Annotated in this window: 18 protein-coding genes and 1 pseudogene; 12 read left to right on the top strand and 7 right to left on the bottom strand. The window is 61.2% G+C overall.

Features of this window, described 5'->3' with window-relative positions:
* The first annotated feature begins 424 nt into the window (after positions 1 to 424).
* The 4 genes and pseudogenes from AC3WWH_RS30145 (at position 425) to AC3WWH_RS30130 (ending at position 5,205) form a co-directional block, all read left to right on the top strand.
* Positions 425 to 3,430: a PAS domain-containing protein gene (locus AC3WWH_RS30145; protein WP_082641018.1), complete on the top strand. Its 3,006-nt coding sequence runs from the start codon at positions 425 to 427 to the stop codon at positions 3,428 to 3,430.
* Positions 3,427 to 4,059, top strand: a pseudogene (locus tag AC3WWH_RS30140) (response regulator transcription factor); the annotation flags it as partial. The gene AC3WWH_RS30145 and the pseudogene AC3WWH_RS30140, both read left to right, overlap by 4 nt.
* 9 nt (positions 4,060 to 4,068) lie before the next feature.
* Entirely contained in the window at positions 4,069 to 4,461 is a 393-nt protein-coding gene (locus AC3WWH_RS30135) for a response regulator (RefSeq protein ID WP_176707579.1), read from the top strand.
* Between the two features lie 105 nt (positions 4,462 to 4,566).
* Positions 4,567 to 5,205, top strand: a complete 639-nt coding sequence (locus tag AC3WWH_RS30130) for a response regulator transcription factor (protein WP_058323739.1) — start codon at positions 4,567 to 4,569, stop codon at positions 5,203 to 5,205.
* A 340-nt stretch (positions 5,206 to 5,545) separates the two neighbouring features.
* Here AC3WWH_RS30130 and AC3WWH_RS30125 read toward each other — a convergent pair whose 3' ends face one another.
* The 6 genes from AC3WWH_RS30125 to AC3WWH_RS30100 form a co-directional block, all read right to left on the bottom strand.
* Positions 5,546 to 6,181: a response regulator transcription factor gene (locus tag AC3WWH_RS30125; RefSeq protein ID WP_058323738.1), complete on the bottom strand. Its 636-nt coding sequence runs from the start codon at positions 6,179 to 6,181 to the stop codon at positions 5,546 to 5,548.
* Between the two features lie 127 nt (positions 6,182 to 6,308).
* Positions 6,309 to 6,770: a RidA family protein gene (locus AC3WWH_RS30120; RefSeq protein ID WP_245299223.1), complete on the bottom strand. Its 462-nt coding sequence runs from the start codon at positions 6,768 to 6,770 to the stop codon at positions 6,309 to 6,311.
* 114 nt (positions 6,771 to 6,884) lie between these two features.
* A complete protein-coding gene (locus tag AC3WWH_RS30115; protein ID WP_058323736.1) occupies positions 6,885 to 7,736 on the bottom strand; it encodes an alpha/beta fold hydrolase in 852 nt (283 codons plus the stop codon).
* A gap of 279 nt (positions 7,737 to 8,015) precedes the next feature.
* A complete protein-coding gene (locus tag AC3WWH_RS30110) occupies positions 8,016 to 8,495 on the bottom strand; it encodes an adenylate/guanylate cyclase domain-containing protein (RefSeq protein ID WP_058323735.1) in 480 nt (159 codons plus the stop codon).
* Positions 8,496 to 8,716: 221 nt separating this feature from the next.
* On the bottom strand, positions 8,717 to 9,646 hold the full coding sequence (locus AC3WWH_RS30105) for an MBL fold metallo-hydrolase (RefSeq protein ID WP_058323734.1): 930 nt from the start codon (positions 9,644 to 9,646) through the stop codon (positions 8,717 to 8,719).
* A 635-nt stretch (positions 9,647 to 10,281) separates the two neighbouring features.
* On the bottom strand, positions 10,282 to 11,877 hold the full coding sequence (locus tag AC3WWH_RS30100; RefSeq protein ID WP_058323733.1) for a winged helix-turn-helix domain-containing tetratricopeptide repeat protein: 1,596 nt from the start codon (positions 11,875 to 11,877) through the stop codon (positions 10,282 to 10,284).
* Between the two features lie 229 nt (positions 11,878 to 12,106).
* On the opposite strand from AC3WWH_RS30100, the gene AC3WWH_RS30095 reads away from it, so the two are divergent.
* The 8 genes from AC3WWH_RS30095 (at position 12,107) to AC3WWH_RS30060 (ending at position 21,212) form a co-directional block, all read left to right on the top strand.
* Complete coding sequence (locus AC3WWH_RS30095) at positions 12,107 to 12,859, top strand: SDR family oxidoreductase (RefSeq protein ID WP_058323732.1); 753 nt, start codon at positions 12,107 to 12,109, stop codon at positions 12,857 to 12,859.
* Between the two features lie 102 nt (positions 12,860 to 12,961).
* Positions 12,962 to 14,056: an HlyD family secretion protein gene (locus tag AC3WWH_RS30090; RefSeq protein WP_057248356.1), complete on the top strand. Its 1,095-nt coding sequence runs from the start codon at positions 12,962 to 12,964 to the stop codon at positions 14,054 to 14,056.
* Entirely contained in the window at positions 14,053 to 15,648 is a 1,596-nt protein-coding gene (locus tag AC3WWH_RS30085) for an MFS transporter (protein WP_058323731.1), read from the top strand. The genes AC3WWH_RS30090 and AC3WWH_RS30085 overlap by 4 nt, the downstream gene beginning before the upstream one ends.
* Positions 15,649 to 15,762: 114 nt before the next feature.
* Positions 15,763 to 16,710, top strand: coding sequence for an MBL fold metallo-hydrolase (locus AC3WWH_RS30080; protein WP_058323730.1), 948 nt, complete (start codon positions 15,763 to 15,765; stop codon positions 16,708 to 16,710).
* Between the two features lie 146 nt (positions 16,711 to 16,856).
* Positions 16,857 to 18,344, top strand: a complete 1,488-nt coding sequence (locus tag AC3WWH_RS30075; RefSeq protein ID WP_113398553.1) for a mechanosensitive ion channel family protein — start codon at positions 16,857 to 16,859, stop codon at positions 18,342 to 18,344.
* Positions 18,345 to 18,489: 145 nt separating this feature from the next.
* On the top strand, positions 18,490 to 18,900 hold the full coding sequence (locus tag AC3WWH_RS30070; RefSeq protein ID WP_058323728.1) for a cupin domain-containing protein: 411 nt from the start codon (positions 18,490 to 18,492) through the stop codon (positions 18,898 to 18,900).
* A gap of 58 nt (positions 18,901 to 18,958) precedes the next feature.
* On the top strand, positions 18,959 to 19,717 hold the full coding sequence (locus AC3WWH_RS30065; protein WP_058323727.1) for an SDR family oxidoreductase: 759 nt from the start codon (positions 18,959 to 18,961) through the stop codon (positions 19,715 to 19,717).
* A 301-nt stretch (positions 19,718 to 20,018) separates the two neighbouring features.
* Positions 20,019 to 21,212, top strand: a complete 1,194-nt coding sequence (locus tag AC3WWH_RS30060) for an MFS transporter (RefSeq protein WP_058323726.1) — start codon at positions 20,019 to 20,021, stop codon at positions 21,210 to 21,212.
* Positions 21,213 to 21,221: 9 nt separating this feature from the next.
* Here AC3WWH_RS30060 and AC3WWH_RS30055 read toward each other — a convergent pair whose 3' ends face one another.
* On the bottom strand, positions 21,222 to 22,742 hold the full coding sequence (locus AC3WWH_RS30055; RefSeq protein WP_058323725.1) for a PAS domain-containing sensor histidine kinase: 1,521 nt from the start codon (positions 22,740 to 22,742) through the stop codon (positions 21,222 to 21,224).
* Positions 22,743 to 22,808 lie beyond the last annotated feature (66 nt).

Here is a 22,808-nt window from a genome sequence, read left to right as displayed (position 1 = left end):
TCACGCAGAACCTCGACCGAGCGCTTCGAGACGTCGCGGCGATCGGCAGGTGCGCCGGGCGATCGTTCGGAACCATGCCTTGCGGGTGGTGACAAGGCTATCTTGACGAAGGCTGGCTCATCTGCCGGTCTCGCGACGAGACGATAGTCCCGTTTGTGCCGAAGCAACCATCCATCGGCCTGGCTGCAGTGCATTAGGGAACCGTCGTGCCGCCCAGGTCGCGCTGCCAGACGAGGCCGAGAGTTACTCTTCGCCTATGCGGAGGTACAGCTTAGAATACACTGCCAGTTGTCATAGATTTCCATAGGATGCAGGAGAGACGCGGCGAGAATAGGATGGGCGGCTAGTTCGCGCAGTCCGGATATCGAGAACGACTGCTATGCAGAGCGCCGATAGTGGCTTCCTCGTCCTGCAGGAGAAGGCAATGACGAAGGCGTTCGACACACCTGACGAAATCGGGCTGGAAGCAATGCAGGCGGTGCGGATCATCGAAAGTGTGGTCGGCAACGCTTGGGCTGCGAACCCGGCCGGTGAGATCGTTTGCGTCAGCCCTGCGGTGCTGTCGCGGCTGGCCCTGACGCTTGAGGAGTTCAGCTCACAGTCGGATGGTGGTCCTCTCGGCTGGAGGAGAATGATCCATCCGGACGATTACGGACGGTCAATGGCGCTCTGGCACTGGTGTCTTGAATCGGGCGAGCACTTCAATATCGAGCATCGAACTCTGCGCAAAAGCGGCGCTTACGGTTGGAGCCGCACGTCTGCCCAGCCCTTGCGCGATGGTGATGATCGTATCCTTGGCTGGTACGGCGCCATAATCGACATCGAAACGTCTGACGCGGCCGCTCGTTTTGCCGATACGGCGGAGGCGGCCGTACAGGAATTGCCAAGCTCATTGAGCGCAATTCACCCCGACGATCGAACTGCAGCGGCTCATGCGGCCGCGCGTGCGTTCTGGACGGGTGTTCCCCAGGTCACGAGGCACAGACAGCGACAGCCCGACGGCAAGTATAGGTGGACGGAAACCCGTGCCGAGCCCGGGTACAGCGTCAGCGTCGACATCGACGAGTTGGTGACGGATCGCGAGCCTCGTATGGTTACGGCATCCGATACCGCTGGTGAGCCAGAACCATTGCGGTCTGCGAGAGCTGTAGAGAGCATATTCGGCAACGGCTGGGCGTTCGATGCGCGCGGACGCTGGATTTACCTGCATCCATTTGCGCAGAACTCGCTCGGCGTCACTGCGGAACAACTGAACGTTTCCGTTGACGAAGGTCACACGGCCTGGAAGCAATTGCTGCATCCGGACGATTACGAGCGGACCGCAGCGGCATGGAATCGTTGCCTCGAAACGGGGGATGACTTCAACGTCGAGTTTCGATTCCGCCGCGTATCTGGAAGTTATGTCTGGGCCAGGACTGCCGCCCGGGCCGCCCGCGATGCCCGAGGCCGCATCGTGGGCTGGTTCGGCATCGCGCTCGACATCGATGTTTACAAGAAGACCGTTGAGGCGTTGCGTGGCCGAGAGCTCGAACTCTCGCAGCTTGTCGACATGGTCCCGGTTCACATCCGCCGACTGGGGCCCAACGGCGAACCGACCTTTTTCAACAAGCGCCTGCTTGATTTCTATGGGTGGAAAGATCTCGCACAGTTGGAAACACCGGCTGGCAGCCGGCTGGCGACGGCGATGGAAATGCTCGTGCATCCGGACGACTCCGCGCGCCTCCTGGAAGCGGTCCGCCATTCCGTTGCGACAGGCGGATCTTACGGAATGAAGTACCGCTTGCGCCGCTCGGACGGAGTCTACCGTTGGGTCGACGGGCGTGCGGCGCCGCTGATCGACCCGGAGGGGGGGATCGCAAATTGGTATGCGATCTCGATCGACATCGATGATGAGATGCGTGCACAGAACGCGTTGCGCGACCGCGAAAGAGAACTCCTACAGCTCGTCGATATCGTTCCCAGCCTGCTTTGGCGCCTGAACCGTCAGGGCGAGCCAACATTTTTCAATAAGCGGCTGATGTGCTTTCTGGGTCTGGATGCAGCGAGTTCCGATCAGCCGGACCCGCGCCGGCTGGCGGCCATCTTCAGAGGAGCCGTCCACCCGGACGATGCATCCGGTCTTGAGGACGCACTGAACCGATCTATCGCCACCGGCGAAAACTTCTCGAAAAGGTTTCGGCTGCGCCGCTCGGATGACGTCTATCGCTGGGTTGAAAGCAATGCAGAACCCCTGCGCGACGACATTGGACAGATCGTGCAATGGTACGGGCTGTCACATGATATCGACGATCAATTGCGCGTCGAGGAAGCGCTGCGCGAACGCGAGCGATCGCTTTGGCAACTGGTCGAGACATTGCCGGCGATGATCGACTGCGCCGCGCCAAACGGCGAGCCGGTCTATCGCAGCCAGCAGTTGCGGGAATTTCTCGGGTATAATCTTGAAGATCTGGACGGAACTGGGAAGTCTCGGCTGGACGCAACGCTTGATGCAGGGGTGCATCCCGACGATGTTGCAGGGGTCAAGGAGAAGTATGCGCATTCCCTGGCCACTGGTGAACCTTATGCGCGCAAACACCGTCTGCGGCGGTTTGACGGCGAGTATCGGTGGGTCGAGACCAGAGCGGCTGCCATGCGCAATCTGGAGGGCGCCATCATCCAGTGGAACGTGATTTGCCTTGATATCGATGGCGAGGTTCAGGCGCAGGACGAATTGCGTCTTGCGCAAGAGAGGCTTTCCAGAGCCAGCCAGTCGGCGAGCCTGGCTGAGCTTTCCGCATCAATCGCCCATGAGGTGAACCAACCATTGGCAGCGATCGTGGCCAACTCCAACGCCTGTCACCGTTGGCTGCTGGCCGAACCACCCAATCTCGATCGGGCAAAGATCACAGCCGAACGCATCATCCGTGACGCCAACTCTGCGGCGGAGGTCGTCAGCCGCATCCGCGCCCTGTTCAGACAGCGCGTCGAGCCGCAGAGCAATACCGATCTTGTGAACGTGATTGCCGAAGCAGTTCATCTCATCACAGAGGAGGCCATGCGCCGTCGCGTCCGGGTCGAGCTCGATATCGAGCGAGCCCTCCCGAATGTTGTCGTCGACCAGGTGCAGATCCAGCAGGTTCTGGTGAACCTCATTCGTAACGGTATGGACGCGATGGACGCCGCTGTTCGCGACCGCGTTGTTAGCGTCAGGGTCCATCGCGTTGGTGATTTTGTTGCGACCGAGGTCAGTGACCGTGGCACGGGTGTCGCGTTTCCTGAACGAATTTTCGAAGCCTTCTTTACGACGAAAGTGAATGGAATGGGGATGGGCCTGGCAATTTGTCGTTCGATCATTGAGTCGCACGGGGGGCGACTGTGGGTGCAAAACAATGAACCGAGTGGCGCAATCTTCACGTTTACGTTGCCGATTGAAGTGGAAGCGGCGGCATGACGAACGACGAATACACAGTTTTCATCGTCGATGACGACAATCGGATCCGCGAGGCTCTGTGCGAGCTTTTGGCCTCACACGGTATCCAGTCGATCGCCTTCGGTTCGGCCGGAGACTATGTCAATTCAGAGAAACCAGACACGCCAGCCTGCCTGCTGTTGGATATCGAGTTGCCGGACATCAACGGTCTGGATCTTCAAAGTGAAATAGCGACAGGGGAACATCCACCGATCGTATTCATAACCGGTCACGGAGATATCCGTTCGTCGGTGCGCGCCATAAAGGATGGCGCGGTGGACTTTTTGACCAAACCGTTTACCGACGCGGACTTGATGGCCGCCATTCACACGGCCATTGCCCAAGACGAGAAAAGACGAGCCGAGCGCGCAGAGTTCGCAAAGCTGAGGCGGCGCTATCTCGACCTGACACCGCGCGAACGCGAGGTGCTGCCGCTGGTCATAAGCGGGCTACTCAACAAGCAGGCGGCCGCGGAACTCGGCATCAGCGAGGTGACCCTGCAGATCCACCGGCGAAATGTGATGCAGAAGATGAAGGCGGGTTCTTTTGCCGACTTGGTCCGGATCGCGGAACGTTTGAAGATCCCCATCACGCATGCCCGAAAGACCGGCGTGAAATCGATGGCTTTGCCGCATCGGCAGGTCGTCGCGATTGTTGACGACGATCCGAGATTGCTGGAGTCGCTGGAGGACCTCTTGGAGTCGGCCGGCTACTCGGCTCGCAGCTTTTCGTCGGGCCGATCGCTTCTTTCCGCTGGGCTACCGGGTTTGGATGCGCTCATCACGGATATCGGCATGCCGGGAATGGACGGGTTCGAACTTAGAGACTTGGTAAAGAGGAAAGAGCCGAGTCTGCCTGTTTTCCTGATGACTGGACGGCACGAGATCGCCGATCAGCTGAGTGTGCACGACCGGACTTGCTGCTTCAGAAAACCCTTCGATGCGCAGGTTCTGCTTGCCACGCTTGCCGCTGCATTGTCCGACCGAGACATGGAGGGGAGCGATGAAGCCTGAACTACTGCTCAAACCGACGGTCGTTTCGCACGCGCACCGTCAAAGCGAACGCCCGCTCGTCGTGATCGTCGATGATGCGCGCGGGATGAAACAGAGGCCAATCTGATGCAACACGTTCAAACCAAGGCGGAAAAGCTTGCGGAACCTATCGTCTACGTCGTTGACGACGACGAGGCGATGCGGGAAGCGTTGCTCGATTTGTTCACGGTGACCCAAAAGCGGGCGACTGCCTTCTCGAACGGTCCAGAGTTCTTGGAGACTGCCGACATTCAGGCGCCCGGTTGCCTTGTCCTGGATCTGCGTATGCCGGGCGGCACCGGCCTGGACCTACAGGAACATCTCCTGCTTGCCGGGAGCCGGCTGCCTGTCATCTTTCTGACGGGTCACGCAGACATTCCAACAAGCGTAAAGGCGATGAAGGCTGGCGCCATGGATTTCCTCACAAAGCCTTTCTCCGACCAGGATCTCCTCGAGGCCGTAGATCGTGCCATAAAGCTCGACGCCGAGCGCCGCAAAGTCGAGGCGGAACGCGACCGGATCCAGGCGCTGGTCGATACCCTTTCTCCTCGCGAGCAGGAAGTGATGTTTGCGGTGGTGAGTGGCCTTATGAACAAGCAGGTGGCCTACCAACTCGGAATTAGCGAAATGACCGTAAAGCTCCATCGGATGAGCCTTATGCGCAAGATGCAGAGCCGTTCGCTGGCAGATCTCGTTCGGAAAACCGAACAGCTACGACGCAATTGAGCGACGCGCGGACCCGCAGGATTCGACCCTAGTCAAGAAAAGGAGGCCGCCTGACCTTGGTCAAACGGCCCCTAGGTGTGCCGGCCTTGGGCGGCCGTGCCGCGGGGAGGGGACTGCGGCACTCAGATAATCACCTCCTGACGAAGGTGCCGGCCAAGGATGGTGCTGGAAGCCTACCGTCTTTCACGCACCTGCATCACTATACGTTCGTTTAGCGAAGCCGATCGCGACGCGAAGCCGGTTGTTTGTTGGACACATCACGCTGCGGACCGCAATGGGGCCAGGACGGCCGGAAAAGAGGCGCGACCGACTCTTGCGGTCGCAAGCTCAGGCAGCGACCTCACTGAAGCAGTTCCGACTTCCTTACGAGGTCGCTGAATGTACGGGCCTGCATCTTCTTCATCGCGCTTGCGCGATGAAGCTTGACCATGATTTCGCTGATCCCCAGTTCGAATGCGGCCTGCTTGTTCATGAGACCTTGGGTCACAAGCTTCATTACCTGCCGTTCGCGGGGGGTGAGGCTGGCCGCGCACTGGCGGGCATGTTTTCTCCTTGCAGCCACTTCCCGCTGCTTTTTTCCTTCCTCCATAGCTGCGGCCACCGCACAAAGCAGGTCATCCACCTCGAAGGGTTTCAACAGGAAATCGACGGCTCCCGCCTTCATGGCAGTGACGCTCGTCGGGACGTCTCCATCGCCGGTCATGAAAACGATCGGAAGGTCGAAGCCCGCATCCGACAGTTTCCTTTGATACTCGATACCGCTCATGCCGGGCAGTTTCACATCGAGCAACAGGCACCCTGCGGCCTCCGGGTCGCCCCTTTCGTCGAAATCCGTGGTGTCGACGAAGGCTTCGGCCTGTATTCCTGAAGAACAGAAGAGTTCCAGCAGCGCCGAGCGAATCCTTTCATCGTCGTCGATGATGTGGACTATGTTCACGTCGGTGGCTGCTTCGATGGGGTTTGAACGTTCGGGCATTGTTTAGCTCCCTTGATCGTCAGGTACCAACATCCACCCATTTTATCCGACGTGGTTCTGCTGGCTATAAAACGAAGGTTTGCTCTACCTCGACTGTCCGCCCGGTTGACCAGCCGCTGGCTTGCTGTCAGGCGCCGCAAAGCGAAACGCACGGTGCGATCGCCCGAAAGGTGACCTCGATCAGTTGTTCGGGAAATGCCAGGCGGGAAACCCCAATGAGGTTGCTCGCACATTCAGGCACCTCGGCTCCATACATCTCCTTGCGGACCTTGCCAGCAGCCGCAAATGCGGCATCGACATCGAGCACATAGAGTGTCTCTTCGACCACATCGTCGAGTGAAGCGCCGAATTCGGCAAGCACGGCGACGGCATTGGCGTAGGTCTGCCGCATCTGCTCTTCCATGGTTGAAAAATCGACCGGTCTTCCGGATGGATCCAGTTTTGCCGGTGCGACGAGGTTGCCGGCCCAGTCGTGGCTTAGCTGGCCGGAGACATAGATGATGCCTTTAACCTGCACGGCCTGAGAATAGCCGTAGGCTTTTTCCCACGGCACACCGAAGTTTGCGGTCCGTTTTTTCGGGGAACACATGAAATCCTCCATTCCTTCCGGGTAGGCGGCGGCCGCAATTCGCAACCGCTCGAAGCTCAGTTCGGTTTCAGGTCGCGTGTGGCGACGAAGGGCGCCGAGGCGCCCTTCCACTCTCTACTTGGTGATAAAGCTGAGAATGTCCTGGTTGATGACGACCGCGTGCGTGGTCGCCATGCCGTGAGGGAAGCCCTCGTAGATCTTGAGGGTGGAGTTCTTCAGAAGTTGAGCTGAACGGGGGGCGGAAATTGCCAGCGGAACGACCTGGTCGTCATCGCCATGCAGTACCAGGGTCGGCACGTCGATCATCTTGAGGTCTTCGGTAAAGTCGGTTTCCGAGAAGGCCTTGACGCCAAGATAGTGGGCATTGGCGGCTCCCATCATCCCCTGTCGCCACCAATTGTGGCTTACGGCTGCAGATGGTGTGGCGCCAGGACGGTTGAAGCCGTAGAAGGGTCCGTTTGCGATGTCGTGATAGAGCTGCGCCCTGTTGGTTGCGAGCGCCTCGCGGTAGCCGTCAAGCGCTTCGATCGGGAGCCCCTCGGGGTTGGTCGGCGTCCTGAGCATAAGCGGTGGTACCGCGCCGATCAGGACGAGCTTGGCCACGCGGCCCTCGCCGTGACGGGCGACGTACCGGGTCGCTTCGCCACCACCCGTCGAATGCCCGATATGGATCGCGTTGCGCAAATCCAATTGCCGCACGAGGGAGGCTACGTCGGAAGCGTAATGGTCCATGTCATGGCCACCGCTCACCTGCTCGGATCGCCCGTGGCCACGGCGGTCATGGGCAATGACGCGATAGCCTTTTGCGAGGAAGAAAAGCATCTGGTTGTCCCAGTCATCTCCGCTCAACGGCCACCCGTGATGGAACACGATCGGCTGCGCGTCGCGTGGCCCCCAATCCTTGAAGAAAATCCTGGTCCAATCTTCTGTCGTTACGTATCCGTGACCGGGTTGCTCGGCTGTCATGGCCAATCCTTTCTGTGCTGGTTTTGCCGCATCAAATGATGCGTTCAAGCCGCGATGCTCAGCTCACGAAACACGGCCCTGACGTAGGCCCCTTAGCTAACACAAGACCGTTTTGACCCCCTGGCAGGAACCGTATTTCGGCGGGAGTAGCGGCTGGCAGGCGGCGTGAAGACGCTAGCACCTGGCGCATGGCGGGAAAGGTATACCTTGGTTTCGACGATCTCTCGCAGGCTGCCTGGACCCTGATGGCGTGGTCACGAAAAGTGGCGTTGCGGCAGCCTAACCAAACGTCGCGCCGCTGCCCGGACTTTCAAGGCGCAAGGCATACACCTCGATCGAGGTTGCGATGCCGTCCACCATATGAGACCCGAGGCGCTCGGTTTGCGCATGGCACCCTGCTGTGTCCACGAACTCTTGCGAGAGAAGTGCGGGACGGCGCAGGCGTTTGGTGAGTGCCTCGAGCTTGAAGGCCCTGTTGACGGCAGAACCGATCACAGTGAAGTCGATACGGTGTCTTGAACCGATGTTGCCGTAATTGACCGCGCCGAGGTGGATGCCCAAGCCGAAGCGCACGTGGTCGTCTTGCAGCCAAAGGCGAGATGCAGCCTGATACCCCTCCCGGACCGCCGCGATCAGGTCCATGCAGGCTTCCTTACGATCCATCGGAAAAATGGCAAGCAGACCGTCTCCGATAAATTTCAGGATTTCTCCGCCATGCTTTTCAATCGGTTCTCCGACGGCGTCGAAGAACCTGTTCACCGATAATATGCGGCTGCGATCGCGTCCGCTTCGATAGGGAGTTCGAAGCGGCGGCTCTCAGGGTTGTCTAGAACACGGTGCAGCAAGTTTAGCCTCCTCGCTGCTAACCAGGGTCAACGGCCGATCGATGCCTCGCGGCGAAAAAGCGCCGTACGGGGCAACAATCGACCGTTGCTCAGGCCAAGGCAGTCGCCTGGTTCATTCCTGACAGAAGCTCTCGGTCAATAGTCCCACCAGGCCGGAACCCAGCGGTAAAGGTCGCCGGCGGTTGCGACACGGCCGACCGATGGGAACGGCATGTGTGTTGAAACCAGCCAGGAGCCAGTCTCCGCAAGCTCACGCATAAGCCGCAGCCGGACCCGGGTCGCCTCTTCAGGGTCGTGTTCGAAGCCGTTGTGCCACTCGGGGTGGTCGAAGGAGACGGGGAACAGGGCATCGCCGCCGAACATCAGCCGCTCGCCACCGGACGAAATGCGGACCACGCTGTGCCCGGGGGTGTGACCGCCGGTACGAGTGACCACCACGCCCGGTGCCACTTGGGCCTCTTCGTCAAAAGTCCGCAGATTGCTGCGATACGCTTTCAGGAAATCGAGGGACGCCTTGCGCGCCAGATCTGCGAGCGCCGGTGGCATGGCGGTAAGCGAGAAATCGGGCGCCTGCCAGAACTTGGTCTCGGCGGCGCACACGTGGACGCGAAGATCCGGGCGCATGCGCTCCTTCACGCCTTCTACGAGGAGCCCGCCGACATGGTCGAAGTGCATGTGCGTCAGCACCACGTCGGTCACGGCGGCAAGATCGACGCCGGCGGCTTCCAATCGATGGACGAACTGTCCGGCCCGCGGGAAATCGGGATACTCTTCGCCGAGACCGCTGTCGATGAGGATCGTCTGGTCGCCGCTGCGCACGACAACGGCGTTCAGCGCCCAATCGAAGGCAACCTTTGACAAAAACCTGTCATCGAGCCACGCGCCCCGCACCTCGGGGTCGGCGTTGGTCGCCATCGACTCGGCCGGTGGGGTCAAGATGCCATCGCTGATGACCAGTACGTCGATGTCACCGACCCGTACCGCGTAGCGTGAAGGAACCAGTTCATCCGGCGCGGGTCTTTCTTGCGTGACGATCTTTCGGGGAATTGTTTGTGCATTCGACATGATGCGCTCCTGTTTTCGCGGTTGAGATGTGCCGGTCAGGGTTACATCGCGGAGTCTAGGTTCGGGTCTTTTGGCGGTCGAGCTACACCTGAGTATGGGGCTGCTCGTGCTCGGCCCCCGTGAAGCGAGTTCGTGCGCTTCGATCGGCGCGCCACGCGCACGCTTTGCTTCCATGCTTGTCAACGGTGGATCGAGCGAATGTCACCAAACATGCGTATAGTTTCGGCGGTCAATTCAATCGCCTAGCCTGGGTGCAGTATGCGCAGGCGGCCGTTGCTCGGTCCGTGACATCACGAACGTGATGATTGGCGCAACCGCAGGCGGACTGAACTCCATGACACCCACAGAGGTTAAATTGATCGCCCTGTCCGGTGCGCAGCCGCTGCTGGACGTATCGGAGTACTGCCGGCGCGCGGGGATCTGCGAAGCCGAGGAGCGGAGACTGCTGTTGCTTCTTGGGCGACAGGCGTCCTGCCACGAACTCCAGATGAACATCGTACAGCGCCGAATGCGTGCACGTTAGCGAACAGTCAAGGTCGCCTTACCGAACGCACGCTCGCAAACCTGTCGTGGTCGAGGTGCCGGACAATTGCACAGCGCGCGCTCTGTTCATTACGCGCCGCAAGCGGCCATGGTCACTCCGGCAATCCTGCGAGCCGCAATCCGTCGGCAAACCGCTTGAAATCGTCCGGTCGATGGATCGGCAACCAATCGTGCAGATTGGAAACGCGCAACGCCGGATCAAGCCGTCTCAGGCGCTGCATATACCGACTTGCCTCGTCGGGACGGTTGGCAAGCGCATGGCTTGCCGAGGCAAGCGCGACTGCCACGAGCAAGCTCGGCAGGTTGGCGAGTGCCTTCTCGGCCCAGACCAGCGCATCGTCATAGTTACCGGAAAAGAAATGCGCGATTGCCGTTCCTGTCTGCATGCGGAACATCTCCGGGTCGAGCGGGCTCAGGCGAACGGCATGGGCGAGATCCTTGATGGCGCTCTCCGTTTCACCCCGAAAGACGCGCAGTACGCCACCCAGAAACCAAGCGAGTGCGAAGTTCGGATTGAGCAGTCGGGCCCTGTCGACCAACGCAATGCCGGCATCGAGGTCGTCGGCGAGATGACCGAGCGCGTGACCGCCTCTCGTCAGCGCCACGGCATCGTCCCGGCCAAGCTCAACCGCAAGCCGCGCCAGTCGCGCGCCTTCGGCGATCTCTGCCGTGCGATCGAGCATCCAGCCGTTGAGCTTTCGCCAGAAGAAGCACCAGGCGGCGCCGGCATAGGCGGAGGCAAATTCATTGTCGAGCTCGATCGCCTTGTAGAACAGCGGCAGCGCAGCCTCGAGCGCCTCGCGGGTGCCGCTGTGCAGTTTTGCCATGCCACGGAGATAGTAGTCGTAGGCGTCGAGACTTTCGGTCGGCTTGCGTTTGGCGCGCTCCATCTCGATCCGTTCGAGTTGCGGCGAAATCGCGCCGACGACGCTTTCGGCTATCTCATCCTGCAGCTCGAAAATGTTGTCGAACGTGCCCTCGAAGCGCTCGGCCCAGAGATGCGCACCGGTCGTGGCATCGACGAGCTGGCCGGTGATGCGGACCTTCTTTCCCGATTTGCGCACGCTCCCTTCCAGAACATAGCGCACGCCGAGCTCACGCCCCGCTTCGGTCGCTTCCACGGCGCGGTCCTTGTAGGTGAAGCTCGAATTGCGCGCGATGACAAAGAGCCAGCGGAACCGTGACAGTGCGGTGATGATGTCCTCCACCACCCCGTCCGTAAAATACTCCTGCTCCGGATCGCCGCTCAGGTTCTGGAAGGGCAAGACGGTTATGGAGGGCTTGTCGGGCAGAGGGAGTTCCGGCGCCACCACGGGTGCATCTCCAGAGCTGCCCTCGACGCGGCCCGAACCTTGCGAAAGGATATCGTTTCCAACATCGACAAGACGGACCTCGCCGACGAAGCGGAAGCCCTTGCGGGGGATGGTGCGCACCAGTTGCTGTTCTTCGCCGCTGTCACCGATGGCCTTGCGAACGGCGTTTATGTGGCTGGTGATCGTCGATTCCGAGACGATCCTGCCGCCCCAGATGGCGAGCAGTAGATCATCCTTTCCAACGACTCTGTCGCGATTCTCGATGAGATGCACCAACAGGTCGAAAACCTGCGGACCGACGGCGACAACCTGCCCGCTGAGCGTCAGTTCCCGGCGTTCCGGATCGAGCAGATAGCCTGCGAACTTGAATTGCACCTCAGCCCTCCTGGTCGACTTTCCCTGGCTGGCGATTGCCATCCGCGGACAACTGCCACGCCATCGCGTCGTTAGAGCATCCCCCCACGATCACACAACCGCTTGGACGGACAATCAAGCTATCCACAAGGGAAATTCAAGACAGGCCCAAGGACTTCCCGGGTGCATAGGAGCAGTCTCAGCGCAGATCGGCGGCAATGGTGCAGTCGAGAAGAAGCAGAGTGAACCCATGAAGATCGTCGTCATCGGAGGCACCGGCCTTATCGGATCGAAACTTGTGAAGAGCCTGCGCGAGCGCGGACACGATGTGCTTGCAGCCGCGCCAAATACCGGCGTCAACACGATCACGCGTGAAGGCTTGGCCGCAGCGATGGATCGGACCGATGTGGTCGTCGACGTCGCCAACGCGCCGGTTTGGGACGACAAGGCCGTCCTCGAATTCTTCGAGACGTCGGGGCGCAACCTGTTGGCCGCCGAAGCTGCCGCCGGCGTGCGTCATCACATCGCGCTGTCGATCGTCGGCAGCGAGCGGTTGCCTGATAACGGCTACTTCCGGGCAAAGGTCGCGCAGGAAAACCTCATCAAGGCAGCCGGTATCCCCTACACCATCCTGCGCGCCACGCAGTTTTTTGAGTTCGTCGGCGGCATCGCGCAATCGGCAACAGTCGACGGAGAGGTTCGCCTTTCACCCGCGTTGTTCCAGCCCATCGCCTCCGACGATGTCGTGGCGGCGCTTGCCGATATTGCACTCGCGCCGCCCGTCAACGGAACGATCGAAGTCGCCGGACCGGAGGCCATACCGCTCGACGAGGTGGTCCGGCATTTCCTGCGGGCGACCAAGGATGATCGGAAGGTCGTCCCGGACGTTCACGCACGCTATTTCGGCGCACTCCTGGACGACCAGTCGCTGACCCCCGGCAAAAACCCGCGGCTCGGTGCAACTCGGTTCGACGATTGGGTCGGCCAACAGGTCGGACACTGAAATCGCAAGTATCGGGAATGGGGCCATGCTCGTGCTTCGACATGGGGGTCCGACATCCCATTTGCCGTGACGACGCCACGAAATCCAACAGGGACTGGGACAATGGATACGCTCGAAGACAAGATTGCCGCCGCCACCGGCACCGCCTCAGTCGGCGTCGCTCCGAAGCGATCCAGCAAGAAGAAGAAACTCGGCGTGTTGCTTTGCCTCGGCGCCGTGGTGGCCGTCGCAGGCGGCTGGGCCTGGGCCCGTCCGGGCAGTGAGGCGTCGACGGATAACGCCTATGTTCGTGGCGATGTCACCTCGCTTGCACCAAAGGTTGCCGGCTATGTCGTGGCCGTCGAGGTCCAGGACAACCAGAGCGTTCGGGCGGGCGAAGTGCTTTTCCGGATCGATGACAGGGACTATCGCGCTCGCCTTGCGCAAGCGGCGGCCAATGTCGAAGCTGCCAAGGCTCGGCTTGTCAACGTCGATGCGGAGACTGAGCTCCAGCACGCCCTTATTCGTCAGGCTGAAGCCCAGAAGCTATCGGCCATTGCAGAGATGAATCTTGCCGCCAAGGCATATGAACGCCGGCGCGAACTGATCCGCAGCAACACCATCAGTCAGGCGCATGTCGACGAAAGCGAAGCGGCGCGATCGAAAACGGAGGCAGGCGTATCTGCGGCCTCTGCGACGATCGAGGCGCAGAAGCAACGCATCACCGTGCTCGCGGCGCAGCGTGAAGCCGCCGTCGCGGCCGTGGCACAGGCAGAAGCGGCGCGCGACCTTTCTCAGATCGATCTGGAGAGCACGACCGTCCGCGCCCCGGTCGGTGGGGTTATCGGCAACCGCCAGGTTCGCGTCGGCCGGTTCGTCGCGCCTGGCACCACCCTGCTCGATATCGTTCCGGTCGACGATGTGTGGGTTGTTGCCAATTTCAAGGAAACGCAGCTTGAACACATCCAGCCGGGGCAGAGCGTTCGCATCACTATAGACAGCTATCCGGGTCAGACGCTTGACGGCACAGTCGACAGCTTCGCGCCGGGCAGCGGCTCAGCCTTCAGCCTGCTGCCGTCAGACAATGCAACCGGCAACTTCGTGCGCGTCGTCCAGCGGGTCCCGGTCAAGATCCGGTTTGCCAACAACCCTTTGACTGGGCGGCTGGTGCCAGGTCTGTCCGCAAGGGTGGACGTTGATCTCAGGAGCGGGTCATGACCAGGCACGTAGCCATCACCAGGAACCGCGACACGTCTGCGTCCGGAGTGTTGCTCGTCATAGGTATCGTGCTGGCGGCACTGACAGAGGCGATTGCGAGCACCGTTCTTTCGCTCGGACGCGGCGATATCATCGGTGATATCTACGCCACTCCGGACGAGTTCGCCTGGCTCGACGTCGGTTATACCGCCTTCAAGCTCATCGGCTTCATGGTCGCCGCTTCGATGCTGACCCGCATCCGTCCGCTCAGTCTCGTGATCGGATCGACGCTCATCATGGGGCTTGCGTCCGGGATGGCGTCCGCGACGACGTCGCTGGATCTTTTGATTGCCCTCCGGATCGTTCAGGGGCTTGCCGGCGGGGTCCTGCTCGTTGCAGGGCAGGCCACCATCTTCTTTGCTTTTCGGAGCGCCCATCAACCAATCCTTCAGGCGCTGTTTGCAATGGGCGCGGTGGTCGCGCCCGCAACGCTCGCTCCGACACTTCAGGGGTGGCTGCTCGACAGCCAGTCCTGGACCTGGATCTTCTACTGCAACGTCGTCCTGTCTCTCGGCGCTACCGGGCTCCTCTTGATGGTTGACGATCCGACACCCTTCATGACGAGGCAACGTCCATTTGATTGGGTCGGGATTACGCTCGTCTCGCTGGCACTTTTCTGCTTCACCTATGTCTTCAGCCAGGGAAGCCGCTGGGACTGGTTTGAACAGCCGCGCATCCTTTGGCTCTCGGTGGTCGGCGTGGCCTCGCTATTCTTGTTTCTCGGGCAGCAGGTGCTGCGCAAGGGCACCGGCCTCCTCGATTTTACCGTGTTCAGATCGGACGATTTCGCCTTCGCCTTCATCGTCAGTTTTGTCGCCGGCGCGGCGCTGTTTGGCAGCGCGTTCCTGATCCCGTCTTTTGCCGTCTCCGTTCTTGCTTTCACGCCGACCGATGCGGGCCTGCTGCTCCTGCCGAGCGGTACCCTCTTCGTCGGGGCCTTGCTTTTTGCCGCCTTTCTCATGCAGGTCCGTCGGCTTCCTCCGTTCGCGACCGTGCCCTTCGGTATCTTGATGATCACGGTGGCCATGTGGATGCTGTCCGGCTCGACCAGTGAAAGCGGTGCCGCCGACATGATGGCTGCGATCCTTTTGCGCGGCCTCGGCCTTGGTTTCCTGTTCCTGTCGATCACGCTGATTGCCTTTACCAATCTCGACAGGCGAAACCTCGCCTCCGGCATCGGACTGTTCAACACCGGGCGTCAGTTCGGCGGTCTTGTCGGCGTTGCCGGGCTTCAGACCCTTATCGACCATAACGTCGCCGCAAACGTCACGGTTTTTGGATCAGGCGTCAATGCGGGAGGTCAGGCTGTCATCGAACGTCTGGCCGGCACGACAGCCATGCTCGCGGCGCGGGGCATGGATGCTGTTCCCGCCAGCCGAGCCGCGATGGCGCTTCTCAGCCGCGCAGTCACCGGACAGTCAATCGTGATCGCCTTCGACACGGCGTTCACTGCCGTGGCGCTGCTGTTCGTCGTCGCAGCGCCCGTGCTCGTGGCCATCAAGGTCGCATTCGCCAGGCGAGCCAAAGCACGCCACACGCACCCCGACCGTTGACCGAACGGGCCGCCCTAAACCCAGGTATAGCTCGACCGTCAACATCGCTCGAACCTAGAGTCCAAGCCGTGAACTGTGAACAGTACTCTTCGATCAGGCAAACAGGAGGGCGTCATGTCGCCGCTAGAAGCAAGATCCCATACGAACACGACTTTGGAGCCCGCGCCGCCCGGTCGGTCGGCTCCAGAAGAGCTGGTTCCATCGCGCTACGCGGTGCGGGTCGGTGACATAGAGGTGCTGGTGGTCAGCGATGGGGTGCTGCCATTGCCAACCACGATGTTGGGACACAATGCCGACCCGGCCGATCGGGCAGCCTGGCTTGGAGACATGTTCTTGCCGCAGGATGCTTTCGACTGGTCGCTGAACGTGGTCGTGGTGCGAAGCGGTGCCCAAACCATTCTCATCGACGCCGGGCTCGGCATGGATCCGGACCTGAACCTGCCTCGGGCGGGTCAGTTGATCAGGCGCCTGGAGGCTGCGGGTATCGATCTCGCATCAGTGACCGACGTGGTTCTTACCCACATGCACATGGACCACATTGGCGGACTGCTCGTCGATGGCGTGAAGGAGCAGCTGCGCCCGGATTTGCGGATCCACGTGGCGGCCGCCGAGATCAAATTCTGGGAATCGCCGGATTTCTCGCACGCGGTCATGCCGCAGGGTTTCCCGGACGCGCTCCGGGCAACTGCCAAGCGCTTCGCGAACGAGTACCGCAACCATCTTCGACCGTTCGAGGACGAGTGCGAGGTCGCGCCGGGCGTGGTTGCGCAGCGCACGGGCGGCCATACGCCCGGGCACTGCGTGGTCCGCGTGGCCTCGGGAGGCGACCGGCTGATGTTTGCCGGCGATGCCCTGTTCGCCGTCGCCTTCGACCATCCCGACTGGTACAACGGCTTTGAGCACGACCCCGAGGAGGCTGCTCGCGTTCGGGTGCGTCTCATGAAGGAACTGGCCGAGACAGGATCGTCGCTGGTGGCCACGCACCTGCCTTTCCCGTCCGTCGGACATGTGGCGATCGATGGCGATCGCTTCCGGTGGGTTCCGGTATTCTGGGACTACTGACGTCTCCAATTGAGCGAGTGGCGCGCAAGAACCATCGGTTCGCGTGCATGGCGACAAGGGCGGGTTCGCCCTTGTCCTTTTCAGAGCAAGGTGCCGCTAGCCGGCTGTAGCGGAGGGAGAAACGCTGCCTCGCCACGGGAGTGGAAATGGACCAGCAAACGCAATTGTTTCCCGTCCTCGTCTGTGTTCTGGGCATCGCCGGAATTGTCGTCTGGCATCTGCAGGGCAGGGCGCGCCCAACGGCGCGGCTGGTCGTGCAGATCGCCTTCTTCGCATCGATGACGGCAGCGCTCGCCTGCGGCGGCCTCAATCCGTTTCGCTACGACCGGACCGATCTCGATGGCGCGCAGACACTGCTCGTGACGGCAAAGACGCTCTGGTGGGTTCATCTCTCCTGGGCGGTGATCGGGTTCGTCCGGCTTTACCTTGTCCTCGACGGACGGCCGCGGGAAGCGCGACTGATCCAGGATCTGGTGGTCGCCGTCGTCTATCTCGGCGTGCTGCTCTCTATCCTGGCATTCGTCTTCGGTGTGCCAATAGGGGGCCTGCTGGCGACGTCGGGCGTCATTGCGATCATTCTCGGCCTCGCGTTGCAGAGCACTTTGGGTGACGTCTTCTCGGGCATAGCGCTGACCCTCGGTCGCCCTTATGTCCTTGGTGATTGGATCTGTCTTAGTGACGGAACGGAAGGCCGGGTGGTCTCAAGCAACTGGCGGTCGACGCATCTGCTGACCGCGGCCCACAATCTCGTGGTCCTGCCCAACAGTGTCCTGGCAAAGGTGGGGCTGACCAACATCAGCCAGCCCGACGAGAACCACCAGATCGTCGTGTCGGTTCGCGTGGCTCCAACCCGCATGCCGCACATGATCGTCGACGTGATGCATGCTGTCCTCGACAGTTGCAACGCGATCGTGAAGCAGCCGGCTCCAACCGTCGGGCTTGTGGGGATCGATGCCAGCGCGATCACGGTGGAGCTCCAGTTTCGGGTCACCAGCCCGGCGCAGCGCGGCCCAGCGCGCAACGAAATCATCGACCTGGTCTATCGGCATTGCAGGGCGCATGGTGTGCAACTGGCCCTGCCTGCCGAGAGCCCGCTGATGCAGGACCTTCGCATGTCCGACCCGCAGCACGCCGTCGCGCCGGCACAGGACCTGATCGACGCGATCCCGATCTTCTCCAATCTCAGCCAGGAAGAACGCGATATGCTTGCGGCCGCGGCGACGCCGCGCAGCTTTGCCGCCGGGGCCGAAATTGTCAGAGAAGGCCGGTCGCTCGAAAGCCTGATGATGATCAAGAACGGCGTGGTGGCGATGAAGAGCGGCGATGTGGAAATCGCGCGCCTGGCCCCCGGTGATTTCTTCGGCGAGGACGGCCTGTTGGCCGGAGTGAAGGAGAAACACGACCTCCATGCCGTCACCCGCCTTACGGTCTATGAAGTAGATCAGGCAGCATTCGCGCCGCTTTTGTCGAAGCGCCCGGAAATTGCGGAGGATCTGGCAATCCACCTGGCGCAACGGGAGGCGATCGGAGCAAGTTCGGAATTGCCAGCGAACCAGCGCGAGCGACGCAAGCTGGACCTGCTTCATGCGATCCGATCCATCTTTCGAAGCCAGCGTGAAAGCGCGAACGGTTGAAGCGGAGACGCGGCAGTTCGCACGCGGGCACAACTTCTGCCGAGACAAAATCGCCGCTGCGGCAAACCTACGTATATCTGTTTCTCTCCGGAGGCCGGCCATACGATCCCACGCATTGCCAACAACGTGAATGGAGGAGAAATCCATGCGAAAACTAGCGATTGGCTTGCTGTTTGCGACGCTGATCACCGGACCGGTAGCGGCCTCCGACGAGCCCTATAATGCCAAGGTCACAGTGGTGTTCGACCACGCCCTTCCGAATGTGCCGGGCAAGAGCATGCGCGGCGTTCTGGTCGAGTACGGCCCGGGGGGCCACAACCCGTCACATACCCACCCCAAGAGCGCTTTTATCTATGCGACGGTGATCGAGGGCAGCATCAAGAGCCAGATCAACGACGGTGCGGTGAAAGTCTACAAGACCGGCGAGAACTGGATCGAAGTCCCAGGCGATCATCACCGCGTAAGCGCGAACGCCAGCGATAGCGAGCCGGCGAAGATCCTGGCTGTTTTCGTTCTCGATACGACCGAAACGAAGATGGTGCTGCCCGCAAAGTAAAGCCCTTCTTCCCATTCAAACACGGTGATCCATAGACGAGCTTGCAAGGAGCAGAACCATGAAAATCGTCATTATCGGCGGGACCGGCCGCATCGGGTCAAAAGTCGCAGAGCGCCTCAGAAGCAAGGGCCACGACGTCGTGCAATCGGCGCCGTCCACGGGCGTCGATACACTGACTGGTGAAGGGTTGGCCGAGGTGCTCGCCGGCGCTCAGGTGGTGCTCGACGTCAGCAACTCGCCATCCTTCGAACAGAGCGCCGTGCTTTCGTTCTTCGAACGGTCGACCTCGAACCTGCTTGCGGCGGAGCGGGCGGCCGGTGTCGGACACCACGTCGCGCTCTCCATCGTCGGTATCGAACGGTCGCCCGACAATGGCTATTTCCGCGCCAAGGTCGCACAGGAGACCCTGATCAAGAAGGGCGGCGTTCCGTACACCATCGTAAGGTCGACGCAGTTCCTGGAGTTCCTCGGCGGCATTGCCGATGAGGCAACGGTCGACAGGACCGCCAGGGTCTCGTCCGGCGCGTTCCAGCCGATCGCCGCAGACGACGTCGCGACCTTCGTCGCAGAAGCGACGATCGGCAAGCCTGAAAACCAGACGATCGAAATCGCCGGGCCCGAAAAGAAGCCCATGAGCGAATTCATTTCCGAGTATCTGGCAGCTGTCGGCGATGGCCGAAAGGTTGTTGCCGACCCGGACGCCAAGTACTTCGGCACGCGCGTCGACGATCAGTCACTGGTTCCTCTCGGATCCGCCAAGCTGGGTCAACTCGACTTCAGGACATGGAAGGCCCAACAACCTCAGGCGGCAGCCTGAGATCTTTCCGTCGGGGTCGATGCGGCGACGAGACGCGCACCGGCCCCGACGCCTTTGTCTCCGGTGCGGCCACGCGCTCGAAGCAAAGAGAGAATCCAAGGTTTACGATCCACGTCTTCATCGGTCATGATGGAAATGGCAGCCGGCGACCGTCTCGAAGCTCGCAGAGGCTGGTTCGCGCAGACTTGATGTTCGACAGAAACCCGGCCCGTACCGGACCCGTGCCGGCAAATCGCCGGCGCACATGATATGAAATGCCAAGGTTATTTCGACGAACAGGAAACGGTCGGGAGACCGGGCCATGGCCAATCTTTCAATCGAACCCGCCGCGTCTCGCGACCCGCTTTCACTTGTGGTCGGTGCAACAGCCTGCCAGGTGATCGGTGGCCTCGTTCCGCAAATGTCGCCTTTTGTGGTCGCGGGACTGATTGACGGTCTTGCGCTGTCCGAGCGCGACGCCGGTATTATCGCGTCGGTCGAACTCCTGGCGCTGGCCGTCACCGCTATCCTCGTCGCGCCAGTGCTGCCGCGACTATCCTGCCGGCGCGCCGGGATGTCTGCGCTTGTCGTGACCCTGGCGGCCCAGGCCGCCTCTGTCGTATCGGACGGATGGACTTCGCTGGTCTTGTTGCGCGGCATTGCGGGCATCGGTGAGGGAGCGCTCTATGCCATGTCGCTCAGCCTTGTCGCGTCGCATTGCCGCAATCCCGAAAGGATCTTCGGTCTGTTCCAGCTCGTCTGGGCAATCGGCAGCGTGGCGCTGTTTGGCATCGGCGGCGAGGTGACAGCAGCCTATGGCCACCGAGGGATTTTTGCGCTGTTGGCGGGTTTGACGCTGGCCTTTTCTCCGCTTCTTCTTCTCATGCCGGATCTCAAGACCCTGAAGCATCCGGTCACCCGGACGCCACCGTCTGTGCCGCTTTTCGGAAGCCTGCTGTTTGCTGCGATTGTTCTTTACGTCGCGGTCTCCGCCGGTCTCTTTGCCTTCAGCGGACCGATGGGCGAGCGCATCGGTCTGGACACGGCCGCGGTCGGATACATCCTCACCGTGTCGACCATAGTTGGCCTTGCCGGGGCGGGCGCGGCGACGGCACTGAACGTTCGCTGGGGACGAACGATCCCGATCTCCGCATTCTGCCTTGGCTACGTGGTGGTGACGCTCGTCCTTTGTGTCTGGGAGAACGCGGTTGCTTACAGTGTTGCGGTCATCGTCTCCGCCGTCCTTTACTACTTTTCACTGCCGTATCTTTTCGGCCTGGCCGCAGCGCTGGACCGAAGCGGGCGCTGGGCGGCCGCAGCCGGGTCGGCGTATCTGCTCGGATTTGCCGCCGGGCCAGTCTTTACAGGGGCCGTGATTGCAGCGTCGGGGTATGCAAGCCTCGCGGCGGTCTGCGTCAGCATGACGATTGCTGCCTGGGCTCTTGCCGTGTCCGTCGTCGCCCGCGCCTTCAACGGACGTCGCCTGGTCGGCCGCCTCCCCAATTCGCCGGCTTAGGTTGATATCCTAGGTCGCCGAGGCGACGGGCAGAGCGAAGGTGACCGTCGCGCCCAATGTCTCGTTGTTGGCCACCCATAGCTTCCCGCCATGGGCTTCCACGATCGATCGGCAAATCGGCAGACCCATGCCCATGCCGTTGCCCTTCGTCGTAAAGAACGGTTCGAACACGCGCTCCGGATCCTTGAATCCGCTTCCGGTGTCCTCGACCGAGATCCTGATGGTGTCGGGGTGATCGTGGCTGGACACGATCTTCAGTGAACGCAGGGGGTTCGTCGTGTCCATGGCCTGGATGCCGTTGCGGATGAGGTTTACCAGGACCTGCTGAACCTGAACCCGATCGAGCGCCACTTTGGGAAGATGCTGGTCCAAAACCAGGTCGATGCGGGTCGTCGTTGCAGCGATCTCATCTGACATCAGATCAAGCACCTCGTAAACGAGGCGGTTCACGTCTTCGACCGCCCGTGACTGCGGCTGGTGTTTGAAAAGCGCTCGGATGCGGCTGACAACCTCGACGGCCGCCGCAACGCCCAGGGTGATGCGCTCTGCTGCGCGCTTGCCGCGCTCGATGTTCGCAGGCTCGGCCGAAAGCCAGCGCAGGCATGCGTCAGCGTCGGCGGCGATCGCCGCCAGCGGCTGGTTGACCTCGTGTGCGATTGAAGCGGAAAGCTGCGACAGATTGGCCGCCTGGGTCGCCCGCGCAAGCTTCTCGGCCGAACGGCGCAAGGCAGCCGTTGTTTGCACCTGATCCTCGATATCGTGGCAAAGGCCGAACCACTGGACGATGTTGCCGTCCTGATCCCGCATGGGCTCCGCACGGCCGGACATCCAGCGATAGACGCCGTCTGCCCGAAGCAACCGGTACCGCATCGAAAATCGCTCTCCGGTCGCAAGGCAGCGGGTGAGCTCGGCATAAACAGCGTCCGCGTCGTCCGGATGGAAAATCGTATCCATGACGGATGCAACGTCACTCACGTTTGAGAGATCAAGACCCAGATAGTCCGCCATGCGCCGGTTGACGAGCGTAGTGGTGCCGTCGGGTGTCAGGCGCCAAAGATTGCTCGGAACCATGTCGACCAGCAAGGATAGCTCGACCGAGCGAGCACGCAGGCTCTCCTCGGCCTTCTTCTGGTGCTCGATGTCGATGGTCTGCCCATGCCAGACCGTAACGCGACCGTGTGCGTCCTTTGACGGTCTGCCCGACGCGCGAAACCAGCGAAACGCGCCGTCCGCGCCACGCAGACGGTGCGCGCTGTCAAACGGCTCGCCGGCGTCCATGCTCCGCCGCCAGGTCGTCGCCACAAATCGCTGATCGTCCTTGTGGATGCGTTCAAGCCACGCACCGTGGTCTTGCAGGCCATTGCCGAAATATGCGTCCATGCTTCGGTTGCGATAGATGAACCGGCCGGCCGGATCCATCGACCACATGTGGCCGGGGACGTTGTCGAGAAGGTCAAGCGCGAACTCGGCGCTGTTGCGAGTATGTTCGCGAAAGGCGGCGTCTTTCCTTAGTCCGTCGTCGTTGGACATCTGTCGCTCCGCAGAAGACGACGGTCAACAAAAGGACTTCACGCCGAAGCTCGGCGGCGGACCGGC

This window comes from Ensifer sp. EB106-03-01-XG145 (assembly GCF_058792075.1).
The sequence above is the reverse complement of the archived record's forward strand: the minus strand, read 5'-3'. Positions and strand labels throughout refer to the sequence as shown.

Bases quoted from the DNA above. Each gene is read 5' to 3' on its own strand.
- AC3WWH_RS30120 (WP_245299223.1), bottom strand. From the start codon at position 6,770: ATGTGTTCCCCGAAAAAACGGACCGCAAACTTCGGTGTGCCGTGGGAA.
- AC3WWH_RS30090 (WP_057248356.1), top strand. From the start codon at position 12,962: ATGGATACGCTCGAAGACAAGATTGCCGCCGCCACCGGCACCGCCTCA.
- AC3WWH_RS30135 (WP_176707579.1), top strand. From the start codon at position 4,069: ATGGCTTTGCCGCATCGGCAGGTCGTCGCGATTGTTGACGACGATCCG.
- AC3WWH_RS30130 (WP_058323739.1), top strand. From the start codon at position 4,567: ATGCAACACGTTCAAACCAAGGCGGAAAAGCTTGCGGAACCTATCGTC.
- AC3WWH_RS30095 (WP_058323732.1), top strand. From the start codon at position 12,107: ATGAAGATCGTCGTCATCGGAGGCACCGGCCTTATCGGATCGAAACTT.
- AC3WWH_RS30125 (WP_058323738.1), bottom strand. From the start codon at position 6,181: ATGCCCGAACGTTCAAACCCCATCGAAGCAGCCACCGACGTGAACATA.
- AC3WWH_RS30070 (WP_058323728.1), top strand. From the start codon at position 18,490: ATGCGAAAACTAGCGATTGGCTTGCTGTTTGCGACGCTGATCACCGGA.
- AC3WWH_RS30055 (WP_058323725.1), bottom strand. From the start codon at position 22,742: ATGTCCAACGACGACGGACTAAGGAAAGACGCCGCCTTTCGCGAACAT.
- AC3WWH_RS30115 (WP_058323736.1), bottom strand. From the start codon at position 7,736: ATGACAGCCGAGCAACCCGGTCACGGATACGTAACGACAGAAGATTGG.
- AC3WWH_RS30145 (WP_082641018.1), top strand. From the start codon at position 425: ATGACGAAGGCGTTCGACACACCTGACGAAATCGGGCTGGAAGCAATG.
- AC3WWH_RS30075 (WP_113398553.1), top strand. From the start codon at position 16,857: ATGGACCAGCAAACGCAATTGTTTCCCGTCCTCGTCTGTGTTCTGGGC.
- AC3WWH_RS30060 (WP_058323726.1), top strand. From the start codon at position 20,019: ATGGCCAATCTTTCAATCGAACCCGCCGCGTCTCGCGACCCGCTTTCA.
- AC3WWH_RS30080 (WP_058323730.1), top strand. From the start codon at position 15,763: ATGTCGCCGCTAGAAGCAAGATCCCATACGAACACGACTTTGGAGCCC.
- AC3WWH_RS30065 (WP_058323727.1), top strand. From the start codon at position 18,959: ATGAAAATCGTCATTATCGGCGGGACCGGCCGCATCGGGTCAAAAGTC.
- AC3WWH_RS30105 (WP_058323734.1), bottom strand. From the start codon at position 9,646: ATGTCGAATGCACAAACAATTCCCCGAAAGATCGTCACGCAAGAAAGA.
- AC3WWH_RS30085 (WP_058323731.1), top strand. From the start codon at position 14,053: ATGACCAGGCACGTAGCCATCACCAGGAACCGCGACACGTCTGCGTCC.